The organism is Streptomyces sp. bgisy130, from assembly GCF_057708345.1.
This window is the reverse complement of record NZ_JBYISA010000076.1, coordinates 1-13020: the sequence shown is the minus strand read 5'-3', so window position 1 is coordinate 13020 and position 13020 is coordinate 1. Positions and strand designations below refer to the sequence as shown.

Here is a 13020-nt window from a genome sequence, read left to right as displayed (position 1 = left end):
TCACCGCGCCGTCCGAAAGGGGGCTTCGCCGGGGGAGAGTTGAGCGCGGGCCTGTGGGCCCGCGCTTTGTTGTGTGCGGAACCTTCCGTCCGGCGCCTCCGGGCCGCCGCGCTCCAGGCCGGATTTTCCCCCCGCCCCGGGCCCGGGGCGATCGGGGCTGCGCATTGCCTTCCCTCGGCAAGGTCCCCGGCGTACCTTGAGCGGCCAATCTGATGTGCCGTCAGTAACATCCGGCGGTGCGCTCACGGGAGAAGGGGAACCGAGGTGGCCCGCTTCTACGAACAGCACGGCAGGCGCCCGAGCCGGGCGGCCGGTCTCGCCGTGGCCGTGGCGATGGCGGCGGGGTCCGCGGTGATGCTCACCGCACCGGCCGCCCACGCCCAGGTCGTCGACGTCAACTACCAGTGCAAAACGCCGATCGGCAACAAGGGCGCGGTCTCGCCGATCGATATCAAGAGCACCGCGAGCGGTGGCGCGTACAAGCTCGTCATGTCCTTCCAGAAGGGCGTCTCCTCCAGCCCGGTCGAGCTGGGCAAGGGCGCCATGAAGCCGACCGCGCTGATCCAGCTGGGCGGCGCGGAGAGCGGTACGGTGCCGGTCGCCGGGCCGCCGAACGACCAGGCCATTCCGGCCAACACCCCCATCAAGATCAGTGACTTGAGCGGCACCTATACGCCCAAGGGCAGCGGCAAGGTCACCTTCACGGCGTCCACCCTCACCATCAAGGCGCTGGGCACCACCACGACCTGTACGCCCAGCAACCACCCCGAGCCCGCGCTGACCCTGGACGTGAAGGGGTCCGGCGGCGGCTCGGGGAGCACCGGGGGTTCCGCCACGGGCGGCGGCTCCGCCGGCGGGCAGCTGCCGCAGACCGGACCCGCGGACTCCGCCGTCGCACTGGGCACCCTCGGCGGCACGGTGCTGCTGGCCGGTGCGGCCGGCGCGCTCTGGCTGACCCGGCGTCACCAGCGGGTGTGACCCGCCGCGCGGGCGGCCAGGACCCGCGCGGTGCACCGCCGTTCCCCGTACGCCCCGCTGCCCCGGCCGGCCCGGGGAGGCACCCCCTCGCACCAGGAGCCGCCGATGCCGTTCCGTACCCGCACAGCGGTCAGCGGTGCGATCCTCGCGACCGCCGCCGTGCTGCTGTGTCCCGCCGCGGCCGCGGCCCGGCCGGCCGCCGCACCGGGGGCGCCGCCGGGCTGGTCCGCCGCGCCCGCGCCCGCCGACGGCGCCGCACCGAGCGCTCAGGACCGCCCGTACTTCTACCTGGCGGGCGCTCCGGGCACCGTCATGAACGACCGGCTGTCCCTGCGCAACCCCGGCGGCCGGGCCGTCACGGTAGCGCTGCGCGGCTCCGGCGGATGGCTCGCGTTCGCCGCCAAGGAGGTGACGGTCCCGCCGCGCACCCGGGCGACCGTCCCGTTCACGGTGACCGTGCCGCCGGACGCGGTCCCCGGTGACCGCTCCGCCGAGCTGGTCGCGACCACGGACGGCACGGGGCGCGGCGCGGCCGGGCGGGACGCCGTACCGGTGCATCTGCGGGTGACCGGGCCGGTGCTGGCCGCGCTGACCGTGGAGAACGTGTCGGTGCGCGGCCGGGGCGGGGCGGCGGTCATCCGGTACACGCTGGTCAACCGCGGCAACACGGTGCTGACCCCGCGGGTCGCGGTGCGCGCCGACGGGCTCTTCGGCCCGGTGCTGCGGCGGGCCGCCCGCACCCTGCCGGACCGGCTGGCCCCCGGGCAGAGCGCCGATCTCACGGAGACCTGGGACGGTCCGCCCGGTCTGGACGCGGTGCAGGTGCGGCTCACGGCGACCGCGGGCGGCGGGGCGCACGGGTCCGCCACCGCCGCGTACACCGCGCTCCCCTGGGGCGTCGTCGCCGGGCCGGCGGTCCTCCTGGCGGGCGCGGGCGGCCTGGTGGTCGTCCGCCGTCGGCGCCGTACCAAGGGGACGGGCGGCGGACGGGGCGGCGGACCCGTGCGCGGTGCGGCCGGCGCGGCGCGGCCGTCCGAAGGAGAAGTGGCGGACCCGGCAGCGGAGTTGGCGAGTACCGGATCAGGAGCGCGCGTGTGAACGGCGAGACGGGGACGGGCAGGTCGACGGGCAGCGGCGCGGCCGGTGCGGGGGTGCTCCGGGCGGCGCGCGCGGTGGCATGTGCCGTACGGCGGGGGAGACGGCGGGCCGCGGCCGCGCTGGTGCTGTGTCTGGTCCTCGCCCCCGCCCTGCCGCCCGCCGCGGCCGCGCAGGCCGCTCCGTACGTCGCCGCCCACGCCCCGTACGCCACCGCCGCCGACGGCAAACCCACCGTCCGGCTCTCCGCCAAGGAGGCGGGCAAGGGCGGCACCGTCACCGTCACCGGCCGCGGCTGGCGGCCCAAGGCGCTGCTCACGCTGCTGATCTGCGGACAGAACATGATCGGCGGCACCAACGCCTGTGCCAACGGCGACGGGCGGGCCGTCACGACTGATGCGCACGGCGCGTTCCGCCGGAAGCTGCCGGTCGCCGAGCCGCCCAAGCCCTGCCCCTGTGTGGTGCATGTGGCGACCGTGACCGGTGCGGCGGCCGACGCGCAGGCGCCGTTCACCGTGGCGGGCCACCCGGTGGCGCCGCTGCCCGAGGAGCGCACCGGCGGCCGGCTGGCGGTCGTCGCCCAGCCCCGGCTGACGGGCAGCAGCAACCTGCTGACCTGGTTCGGCGCCCCGGCGCAACGCGAGTTGCGGGTCACCGTCGGCAATCTCGGCTCCGCACCGGCCAGGGACCCGGTCTTCCAGATCGGCACCTCCCACGGCGTCTTCGCGCCCCAGTGGGCGGAGCAGCAGTGGCGGGGGACCGTGCCCGCCGGGAAGAAGGCCGAGGTCCGGCTGCCGGTCGAGCTGCCGGCCGGCGCGCACGGGGACTATCTGGTCTCCCTCAAATACGGCGGCAAGGTCCTGGTCGAGCAGCCCTGGGGGGTCGGCAGGCCCTGGGGCGTGACGCTGTTCTGGGTGCTGCTCTGCGTGGTGGTCCCGACGGCGGTGTTCCGCATCGGGATGGCCGTCGTGGACCGGGTCCGCCCACACCTGCCGGGCCGGGACCGCGGGCGCTTCGCGGGTCGGCCGCGGCCGGGCGGACGCACCCACGCCGCCGGCCGGCCGCCCGGCGCGGCCGGCAGCGGAAAACGCATCAGGAACCGAACCGCGCGGCAGCGCGCCGGAGACGGCACCGGTACGCCGGACGACTCCGCCGCGCTGCCGTGGTTCACCCCGGACACCGCACCGTCCACCACCACATCAACCGAACGACCGACGTCGAAAGGTTCTGCGTGATGAGGCAACGGAGGAGAGCCGCGGTGGCCGCGACGGCCGCGCTGGTGCTCGCGGGTGCGGGCATCATGACCGCGGCCGGCACCGCCCAGGCAGCGGAGGTGTCGTACAAGACGGAGTGTCTGCCGCCGCCGATATCCGGGCTGCCGCCGATCCAGGGCACCACGAAGGTGGCGGTCAGCGCGCCGGCGACGGCGAAGGTCGGCGAGGAGATCGAGGTGGTCTGGAAGACCGTCGAGGGGGCCTCCAAGAACCCCGACATCCTCGATCTGGGAGAGAACACCGTCCAGCCGACCGGCACGATCAAGGTGGCCGGGGCCCAGACCGGCGACCTGGCGATGCAGGGGCCGCGGGAGAACCCGCCGATCCCCAAGGGCGGCGCGATGAAGCTGTCCGACATGAAGGGCAAGCTCAAGCTGACGAAGCCGGGTGAGGTCACCCTGGCGCCCGGCTTCTACAACATCAACGTCAACCAGCCGATCTCGACGGACACCAAGTGCTCGCCGAAGGAGACGGTGCAGCCCGCGGTCACCATCAAGGTGACCGACGGCGGGGGCGGTTCCGGCGGCACGACCGGCGGCGGCACGTCCGGGACCACCGGCGGCGGCACGACCGGGACGACGGGCGGCACCACGGGCGGCACCACCACTGGCGGCGGTTCGGCCGGTACGTCCTCCGGGGGCGGCACCGACGGCGGCACCTCATCCGGCGCGTCCGGCGGTTCGGCCTCCGGAGGCTCCGGCAGCTCTGGCGGTTCCGGCGGCGACCCCGACGGCACCGCATACCAGGGCAAGGAGGTCGAGGTCCCCTACGCCTGCAAGACGCCGATCGGGGACAAGAAGGCGACCTCACCGGTCCGGATCAACGCCGTGAAGAAGGGCGGCGGTTACGACCTGACGGTCAAGTTCAGCAAGTCCGTCATGGACAGCCCGGCGGACATCCCCAAGGGCTCGGTCAAGCCGTCGATGGCCGTCAAGGTCGGCGGCGCGGACAAGGGGACGGTGAAGGTCGAGGGGCCGACGAACGCCGGGCCGATCAAGTCGGGCCAGCCGATCGAGATCCCTGACCTGAAGGGCACCTACAAGCCGGGGGCCACCGGCAAGGCCACGCTCACCCCGGGCGTGCTCACCGTCAACGCCCTCGGGACGACGACCACCTGCACCCCGGAGAAGGACCCGGGCGTCTCGCTCGCCCTGGACACCTCGGCGCAGCCGGGCGGTACGTCCGGCGGTTCCGCGGGCGGTGCGGCCGGCGGCGCGGCGGCCTCCGGCGGCAGCGCCGGACCGGCCAGCGTCTCGGGCGGCAGCAGCGGCGGCCTCGCCGAGACCGGTGCGAGCGACCGCGGCGCGCTCACCGCGCTCGGCCTCGTCGCCGGCACCGTCATCCTGCTGGGCGGCGCGGTGTTCACGTTCCTGCCGCGGCGCCGGGCACAGGTCCGCTGACGCGGTCCGTCCACGGCACGCACGAAGGGGGCGTCGCACCGGCGGTGCGACGCCCCCTTCCGCTGTACGGGGCCGGCAGGCGTCAGTTGACGCTGCCCATCATCTGCTTGACCCGCTTGCGGGACGTCCAGATTCCGATGCCGGCGACGACCGCGAGGCAGGCCTCCACGGCGACCGAGAACGAGGTGTTCAGGTCGACGTTCAGCTGCGGCGAGGTCAGCAGACCCGCCACCGAGTCGCCCGCGGTGACCGCGAGGAACCAGACACCCATCATCTGGGAGCCGTACTTGGCGGGCGCCATCTTCGTGGTGACCGACAGACCGACCGGGGAGAGGCACAGCTCACCGATGGTCTGGATGAAGTAGATCGCCACCAGCCACATCGGGCTGACCTTGCCGCCGTTGGCGGCGGTGTCGATCAGCGGGATGAGGAAGACGCCGAACGAGATACCGATCAGCGCGAGGCTGGAGGCGAACTTGACGGCGGTGCTCGGCTCCTTGCCGCGCTTGTTCAGCCACAGCCACGCCGAGGCGACCACCGGGGCGAGCGCCATGATGAAGATCGGGTTCAGCGACTGGTACCAGGACGTCGGGAAGTGGAAGCCCAGCAGGTCGTTCGTGGTGGAGTTCTCACCGAAGATCGACAGGGTCGAGCCGTTCTGGTCGTAGATCATCCAGAAGACGGCGGCGACCACGAAGAACCAGATGTAGCCCGAGAGCTTGGACTGTTCGAGGTCCGTGAGCTCCTTGTCGCGCTTCATACGGGCCAGGACCGCGATCGGGATGACCAGACCGGCGATGGTGATCGGCATCAGCGCCCAGTTGGCGAAGTTCCCGGTCACCGCGAGCGCGGTGTAGAACACGGCCGCGACGATCAGCCAGATCAGGCCCTTGCGCAGCACGGACGCCCGCTCCTGGGGCGTCGCGGGCTGGGCGACAACGCTGCTCTCCGCGCTGAGATGGCGGGTGCCGAGGAGGAACTGGGCGAGGCCGAGCGCCATGCCGACGGCGGCAAGCGTGAACCCGAAGTGCCAGTTGACGTTCTCGCCGACGGTGCCGATGCTCAGCGGGGCGAGGAAGGCACCGAGGTTGATGCCGATGTAGAAGAGCGTGAAGCCACCGTCACGGCGCGGGTCCTCCGGGCCGTCATAGAGGTGGCCGACCATGGTGGAGATGTTCGCCTTCAGCAGGCCGGAGCCCAGCGCGACCAGCACGAGACCGGCGAAGAAGCTCGCCGAGGTCGGCAGGGCCAGCGTGATGTGGCCCGCGATGACCACACCGGCGCCGATGGCGACCGTCTTGCGCGGTCCCCAGAAGCGGTCGGCCATCCAACCGCCCGGCATGGCGAGCAGATAGACCATCGCCATGTACACGGAGTAGATCGCGGTGGCTGTGGTCGCCGGCATATGCATGCCGCCGGGCGCGATCAGATACAGCGGGAGGAGTGCCTTCATGCCGTAGAAGCTGAAGCGCTCCCACATCTCGGTCATGAAGAGAGTGGCCAGTCCGCGGGGGTGGCCGAAGAAGGTTTTGCCGCCGTTCGCAGGGTTCCCCTGCTGGGCAGCGTCCTTCGTCAGGCTGGACGCCATGGATACTTCCTTGCTGCTACGGGACGCGTTCGCAGGCCGATACGCGCCCGGGTGGGGGGTGACCGGCACCGGGTAGTCCCGCCCGCCTCCACGTCCGGGAGGTTCGGCGCCGGTGAAGGGCGCCGGCAGGGCGGTCGTACCCCGGATTCCACGCCCCCGTGGGGCAAGCGCGCCGGACCCGGTCGGCAGGTCGATCACTGTGCGACGGGGCCGTTGGTGGCGGTCCCGGACACAACGAGGGACCGATGACGTCAGTTGAGAGTCAAAGGTCCCGGAAGTGGTGCGACGGACGTTCATCCACCATACGACTCGTTCTGTCAGCAGGGGCCTGCGTGAGACAACGGTCACACCGCCCCGGGGAACCATCGGCGCCCGCCGTTCGCTTCCGCGCTCCCGCGCGCGCCCGAGGCTTGTGCAGCTCAGGGCGCTGTCGGTGCAGGAACGGTCCGTCGTCGGCCATCCGCGCTGGTCCGCCCCTCGGCGCCGGTACATCGGACTACCATCGGGCCATGACCCGTGTACTGCTCGCCGAGGATGACGCGTCCATCTCGGAGCCGCTCGCCCGCGCACTGCGCCGCGAGGGTTACGAAGTCGAGGTGCGCGAGGACGGCCCGACCGCGCTCGACGCCGGTCTCCAGGGGAACATCGACCTCGTCGTCCTGGACCTGGGACTGCCCGGCATGGACGGCCTGGAGGTCGCCCGCCGGCTGCGCAACGAAGGCCACTCCTTCCCCATCCTGGTGCTGACCGCCCGCGCCGACGAGGTGGACACCGTGGTGGGCCTGGACGCCGGCGCCGACGACTACGTCACCAAGCCCTTCCGGCTCGCCGAACTCCTCGCCCGCGTACGGGCCCTGCTGCGCCGCGGCTCCACCGCCGAGCCCCAGCAGCCGCCGGCCACCCACGGGGTGCGGATCGATGTCGAGTCGCACCGCGCCTGGATGGGCGAGGAGGAACTCCAGCTCACGGCGAAGGAGTTCGATCTGCTGCGGGTCCTGGTGCGGGACGCCGGCCGGGTCGTCACCCGCGACCAGCTGATGCGCGAGGTCTGGGACACCACGTGGTGGTCCTCCACCAAGACGCTCGACATGCATATCTCCTGGCTGCGCAAGAAGCTCGGGGACGATGCCGCCAACCCCCGCTACATCGCCACCGTCCGCGGTGTCGGCTTCCGCTTCGAAAAAAGCTGAAAGAGCCAGCAGCCCGTGCGTCGCCGTCTGATCAACTCCACGCTCGCCGTGGTGCTCGTCGTGATCGCCGTCTTCGGTGTCTCGCTCGTCATCGTCGAGACCCGCACCATCGAGGCCGGAGCCCAGGAGAGCGTGGCCTCCGAAGCGATCCGGCTCGTCGGGATAGTGGAGAGCCGGCTGGGCAGCGGCGAGAAGATCACCCCGGACATCCTCTCCGAACAGATCACCGCCAAGCGGTACGCGCGGATCTCGGTGCCCGGCAAGGCGCCGATCGAGATCGGGGAGCGGCCCGCGGGCGATGTCATCGAGTCCAGGGTGCGGGGCGACCGCGGTGAGTCCGTCACGGTCCAGGAGTCCCGCTCCATGGTCAGCGCGGAGATCGGCCGGACGCTGCTGGTTATCCTCGCCGTGGCGCTGCTGGCGATCATCGCGGCGGTGATCCTGGCCGTCCGCCAGGGCCGCCGGCTGACCGCGCCGCTCACCGACCTCGCGGAGACCGCCGAACGGCTGGGCTCCGGCGACCCCCGCCCGCGCCACCGCCGCTACGGCGTCCAGGAGCTGGACCGGGTCGCCGATGTGCTGGACGCCAGCGCGGAGCGGATCGCCCGGATGCTGACCGCCGAGCGGCGGCTGGCCGCGGACGCCTCCCACCAGCTGCGGACGCCGCTGACCGCGCTGTCCATGCGCCTGGAGGAGATCACCCTCACCGACGATCCGGACACCGTGAAGGAAGAGGCCACCATCGCGCTGGCGCAGGTGGAGCGGCTGACGGATGTCGTCCAGCGGCTGCTGACCAACTCCCGGGACCCGCGCAGCGGCTCCGCGGTCGCCTTCGACCTGGACGAGGTGGTCAAGCAGCAGATCGAGGAGTGGCGGCCGGCCTACCGCAGCGCGGGACGGGCCATCGTGCGCTCCGGCAAGAAGGGACTGCGGGCCGTCGGCACCCCCGGCGCGGTCGCCCAGGTGCTGGCCACCCTGATCGAGAACTCCCTGATGCACGGTGCCGGGACGGTCGCGCTGCGCACCCGGGTCACCGGCAACCAGGCGGTCGTCGAGGTCACCGACGCCGGGCCGGGGGTGCCGACGGACCTCGGCGCGCGGGTCTTCGAGCGGACCGTGTCCGGCCGCAATTCCACCGGGCTGGGACTGGCCGTCGCACGGGATCTGGCGGAGGCGGACGGCGGCCGGCTGGAGCTGCTCCAGCAGCAGCCGCCGGTCTTCGCGCTGTTCCTGGCCCGGGAGGCGGAGCAGCCCGCCGAGGAGTGAACGGCGGGCGTGCGCGGCCGGGGCCGGAGTGCGCCGGGCTACTTACGGGAGGGGCTGCGCGGGCGCCGGGAGCCGTCGGCGAGGAAGGACTCGGCCGTCTCTATGGCCTCGCGCGCGGGCAGCGTACGGAAGACCCAGGTGCGGTAGGACCAGAAGCGGAAGAGCGTGGCCAGGCCGATGCCGAGGAACTTGAAGAGGTTGTTCTGGAGCGGGCTGTCCCAGTGGAAGCCGTAGGTCGCGACATAGAGCAGGCCGTTCTCGATCACCAGGCCGATCGCGCTGAACAGCAGGAAGAGCGTCAGCTCCTTGGTACGGCCCCGCTTGTCGCGGTCGCGGTAGGTGAAGTAGCGGTAGCCGAGGTAGTTGGTGCCGGTCGCCACGACCGTCGCGATGATGCTGGCCCGGACGACGGGAACCTCGGTCAGCTGCCGTACGAGGTTGAACACCGCGAAGTTGACGACAACCCCCGCGCCGCCGACCGCGCCGAACTTCACCACTTCACGAGCGAGCGCCTCCAGCCGCGACCGCAGTGCGCTCCGTTCACTCATGGTGATCGTTCAGCTCCCCGTCGTATGCGGTCTCCGCGGGCCGTCAACCCTGGTCCGCTCCCTCATGCTAACCACGCCCCGCGGCGGGTGCCTGCCACACGACGGGGCTGTGGACAACCCCCCCGAGGGCCGTCCGGGTCAGCCGACCGTGACGCGGAAGTTGAGGCTCCGGGCGCCCGCTTCGTCGGCCGCGCCGGGGCCGCAGCGCCGGCAGCGCAGCAGCCGTAAGTCCGTACGGCCCGGGCGGACGGCCTGGAAGGCGAGGTAGCGGGCGGGCCCGGCGGGCGGCGGACCGCCGGTGGCCAGGTGCCCGCCGGTGGCCTTGAGGACGGCCGGATCGGGGCGCGGCTCGGCGATGATCCAGCGATAGCCGGCGGGGTCGTCGGTGAGCCGCACGCTGAAGCGGTCACCGGGGGAGACCGCGATCTCGGTGTCGTCCGCGTCATAGACGTCCGGCGCGGACAACTGGCTGAAAAGGGAGTGCAGGGCGACCAGCAGCGCGGTGATCGCGACGACGATCACCAGCGTCCTGGTGCCCCTCGATATGCCACTGTGCTCCATCCGGCCTCCCCTTGTGCCGGGCCCGCTCCGGGCGCCGGTCCCGCATCCCGGCCCGGGCGCCGGGGCCGGTGTCGATCTTGCATCGACGCTCTTCGAACGCGCGAACTCAGAGGATCATCCAAGCCGGTATCGGGGCAGCGGAGCCGGGCGGATACCCTGGGGGGCGTGACGTTCCCGGTAGTCGGCATGGTCGGCGGCGGTCAGCTCGCCCGTATGACCCACGAGGCGGGTATCCCCCTCGGCATCAAGTTCAAGCTCCTCAGCGGCACTCCGCAGGATTCCGCGGCTCAGGTGGTCGGTGATGTCGTCGTTGGCGACTACCGAGATCTGGACACGCTGCGGGCCTTCGCCCGTGGCTGCGATGTGATCACATTCGATCATGAGCACGTTCCCACCGAGCACTTGCGGGCACTGGAGGCCGACGGCATCCCCGTCCGCCCCGGTCCCGACGCGCTGGTGCACGCCCAGGACAAGGGGGTGATGCGGGCGAAGCTGGACGCGATCGGTGTGCCCTGCCCACGGCACCGCATCGTCGCCGACCCGGCGGATGTGGAGCGCTTCGCGGCGGAGGGCGACGGGTTTCCCGTGATCCTCAAGACCGTCCGCGGCGGCTATGACGGCAAGGGGGTCTGGGTCGTACGATCCTCCAAGGACGCCGAGGAGCCGTTCCGCGCCGGGGTGCCCGTCCTCGCGGAGGAAAAGGTCGATTTCACCCGCGAGCTGGCGGCCAACATCGTCCGCTCTCCGCACGGCCAGGCCGTCGCCTACCCGGTCGTGGAGTCCATCCAGGTCGACGGCGTCTGCGACACCGTGATCGCGCCCGCCCCCGGCCTCGACTCCGAGCTCGCCGGCCAGGCCCAGGAGCTGGCGCTGCGCATCGCCCAGGAGCTGGGAGTCGTCGGTCATCTGGCCGTCGAGCTCTTCGAGACCGCCGACGGCCGGATCCTCGTCAACGAGCTCGCCATGCGCCCGCACAATTCCGGCCACTGGACCCAGGACGGCGCGATCACCTCGCAGTTCGCCAACCACGTCCGGGCCGTGCTCGACCTCCCGCTCGGCGATCCGCGCCCGCGCGCCCGCTGGACGGTGATGGCCAACGTCCTCGGCGGCGACTACCCCGACATGTATTACGCGTACCTCCATTGCATGGCGCGGGACCCGCAGTTGAAGATCCACATGTACGGCAAGGACGTGAAGCCCGGCCGCAAGGTCGGACACGTCAACACCTACGGCGACGACCTGGCCGACGTGCGCGAGCGCGCCGCTCATGCCGCCGGATACCTGCGAGGAACGATCACCGAATGACGTCCAGTGTGTCGCCCGAAACCCGCCCCTCCGCCCCGTCCCCCGTGGTCGGCATCGTCATGGGCTCCGACTCCGACTGGCCCGTCATGGAGGCCGCCGCCCAGGCCCTCGCCGAGTTCGAGATCCCCTACGAGGTCGATGTCGTCTCGGCGCACCGGATGCCGCGCGAGATGATCACGTACGGCGAGCAGGCGGCGGAGCGCGGCCTGAAGGCGATCATCGCGGGCGCCGGCGGCGCCGCCCACCTCCCCGGGATGCTCGCCTCGGTCACCCCGCTGCCGGTCATCGGCGTCCCCGTCCCGCTCAAGTACCTGGACGGCATGGACTCCCTCCTCTCCATCGTGCAGATGCCGGCCGGCGTGCCGGTCGCCACCGTCTCGGTCGGCGGCGCCCGCAACGCCGGACTGCTGGCCGCCCGGATCCTCGCCACCCAGGACGCCGAACTCATGGGCCGGATGCGGGAGTTCCAGCAGGAGCTGAACGACCAGGCCACCGAGAAGGGCAAGCGGCTGCGCAGCAAGGTCGCCACCCCCAACGGCTTCGGCTTCGGCGGCGCCAAGTGAGCTCCTCCCAGGGGGCGGCACGGGACCTGCTCGCCCGCTGGCCCGTCGTCGACGGTCACAACGACCTGCCCTGGGCGCTGCGCGAGCAGGTCCGCTACGACCTCGACCAACGCGACATCGCCACCGACCAGTCCGCGCACCTGCACACCGATCTGCCGCGGCTGCGGGCCGGCGGCGTCGGCGCGCAGTTCTGGTCGGTCTACGTCCGCTCCGACTACGCGGGCGACAAGGCCGTCACCGCCACCCTCGAACAGATCGACGTGGTCCGGCAGCTGGTCGCCCGCTACCCCGACGTGCTGCGCCTGGCCCGCACCGCCGATGACATGGAGGCGGCCCGCGAGGAGGGACGGATCGCGTCCCTCATGGGCGCCGAGGGCGGCCACTCCATCAACAACTCGCTGGGCACCCTGCGCGCGCTCTACGAGCTGGGCGTGCGCTACATGACGCTCACCCACAACGACACCATCGACTGGGCGGACTCCGCGACCGATGAGCCGCGCCACCACGGCCTGACGGCCTTCGGCGAAGAGGTCGTCCGGGAGATGAACCGCTGCGGGATGCTGGTCGACCTCTCGCATGTCTCGGCCGACACCATGCGTGACGCACTGCGCGTCAGCACCGCGCCGGTGATCTTCTCGCACTCCTCCGCCCGTGCCATCTGCGACCACCCGCGCAACATCCCCGACGACGTGCTCGCCCAGCTGCCCGCCAACGGCGGTGTCGCGATGGCTACCTTCGTGCCGAAGTTCGTGCTGCCCGCGGCCGTCGAGTGGACGCTGCGCGCCGACGAGAACATGCGCGCCCACGGCCTGCACCACCTCGACACGACCGGCGCGGGCATGGCCGTCCAGCGAGCCTTCGAGGCGGTCGACCCGCGCCCGAAGGCCACCGTGGCGACCGTCGCCGACCACCTCGACCACATGCGGGAGATCGCCGGCGTCGACCACCTCGGCATCGGCGGCGACTTCGACGGCACCGCGTTTACGCCTGACGGCCTGGACGACGTTGCGGGTTACCCGAACCTGATCGCCGAGCTGATGGATCGGCGGTGGTCGGAGGCGGATCTGGCGAAGCTGACGTGGCAGAACGCGGTGCGGGTTTTGCGCGCGGCGGAGGACGTTTCCGGGTGACGCTTGGGTTTGCCGCCCCACGTTTTTGTCTTTCCCGCCGTGGTGGTTTCTCGCCGTTGCTCCCCCACTGCCTGAAGGGCGTGGGAGGTACCCCCACGCGGCGGGCCGGGTGGTTTGTGGGT

The 13020-nt window shown here is 72.0% G+C and carries 12 protein-coding genes; 9 read left to right on the top strand and 3 right to left on the bottom strand.

What is annotated here, in order from left to right; all coding sequences use genetic code 11:
* Nucleotides 1-264 precede the first annotated feature (264 nt).
* The 4 genes from AC3EUV_RS37550 to AC3EUV_RS37535 all read left to right on the top strand — a co-directional run bounded on the left by AC3EUV_RS37550 (nucleotide 265) and on the right by AC3EUV_RS37535 (nucleotide 4747).
* Nucleotides 265-978, top strand: coding sequence for an LPXTG cell wall anchor domain-containing protein (locus AC3EUV_RS37550; RefSeq protein ID WP_435604840.1), 714 nt, complete (start codon nucleotides 265-267; stop codon nucleotides 976-978).
* 105 nt (nucleotides 979-1083) lie between these two features.
* Nucleotides 1084-2076, top strand: coding sequence for a COG1470 family protein (locus AC3EUV_RS37545; RefSeq protein ID WP_435604839.1), 993 nt, complete (start codon nucleotides 1084-1086; stop codon nucleotides 2074-2076).
* Between the two features lie 53 nt (nucleotides 2077-2129).
* Entirely contained in the window at nucleotides 2130-3308 is a 1179-nt protein-coding gene (locus tag AC3EUV_RS37540) for a hypothetical protein (RefSeq protein ID WP_435604842.1), read from the top strand.
* Complete coding sequence (locus AC3EUV_RS37535) at nucleotides 3308-4747, top strand: hypothetical protein (protein ID WP_435604838.1); 1440 nt, start codon at nucleotides 3308-3310, stop codon at nucleotides 4745-4747. The genes AC3EUV_RS37540 and AC3EUV_RS37535 overlap by 1 nt, the downstream gene beginning before the upstream one ends.
* Before the next feature lie 82 nt (nucleotides 4748-4829).
* On the opposite strand, the gene AC3EUV_RS37530 is transcribed toward AC3EUV_RS37535, so the two are convergent.
* Entirely contained in the window at nucleotides 4830-6335 is a 1506-nt protein-coding gene (locus AC3EUV_RS37530) for a peptide MFS transporter (RefSeq protein WP_432145543.1), read from the bottom strand.
* A 509-nt stretch (nucleotides 6336-6844) separates the two neighbouring features.
* Between AC3EUV_RS37530 and AC3EUV_RS37525 the strand changes: the two genes are divergently transcribed.
* A complete protein-coding gene (locus AC3EUV_RS37525; protein ID WP_033266590.1) occupies nucleotides 6845-7525 on the top strand; it encodes a response regulator transcription factor in 681 nt (226 codons plus the stop codon).
* Between the two features lie 15 nt (nucleotides 7526-7540).
* Nucleotides 7541-8791, top strand: a complete 1251-nt coding sequence (locus AC3EUV_RS37520) for an ATP-binding protein (RefSeq protein WP_435604837.1) — start codon at nucleotides 7541-7543, stop codon at nucleotides 8789-8791.
* A 38-nt stretch (nucleotides 8792-8829) separates the two neighbouring features.
* On the opposite strand, the gene AC3EUV_RS37515 is transcribed toward AC3EUV_RS37520, so the two are convergent.
* Both AC3EUV_RS37515 and AC3EUV_RS37510 read right to left on the bottom strand, forming a co-directional pair.
* Complete coding sequence (locus AC3EUV_RS37515) at nucleotides 8830-9339, bottom strand: GtrA family protein (RefSeq protein WP_432145541.1); 510 nt, start codon at nucleotides 9337-9339, stop codon at nucleotides 8830-8832.
* A 138-nt stretch (nucleotides 9340-9477) separates the two neighbouring features.
* Entirely contained in the window at nucleotides 9478-9900 is a 423-nt protein-coding gene (locus tag AC3EUV_RS37510; RefSeq protein ID WP_435604836.1) for a protease inhibitor I42 family protein, read from the bottom strand.
* Nucleotides 9901-10086: 186 nt separating this feature from the next.
* Here AC3EUV_RS37510 and AC3EUV_RS37505 point away from each other — a divergent pair, with 186 nt between their 5' ends.
* The 3 genes from AC3EUV_RS37505 to AC3EUV_RS37495 are packed head-to-tail and all read left to right on the top strand — an operon-like array spanning nucleotide 10087 to nucleotide 12898.
* A complete protein-coding gene (locus AC3EUV_RS37505) occupies nucleotides 10087-11205 on the top strand; it encodes a 5-(carboxyamino)imidazole ribonucleotide synthase (RefSeq protein ID WP_435604841.1) in 1119 nt (372 codons plus the stop codon).
* On the top strand, nucleotides 11202-11768 hold the full coding sequence (gene purE, locus AC3EUV_RS37500; protein ID WP_435604835.1) for a 5-(carboxyamino)imidazole ribonucleotide mutase: 567 nt from the start codon (nucleotides 11202-11204) through the stop codon (nucleotides 11766-11768). Before AC3EUV_RS37505 ends, purE begins: the two co-directional genes overlap by 4 nt.
* A complete protein-coding gene (locus AC3EUV_RS37495; protein WP_432145538.1) occupies nucleotides 11765-12898 on the top strand; it encodes a dipeptidase in 1134 nt (377 codons plus the stop codon). Before purE ends, AC3EUV_RS37495 begins: the two co-directional genes overlap by 4 nt.
* Nucleotides 12899-13020 lie beyond the last annotated feature (122 nt).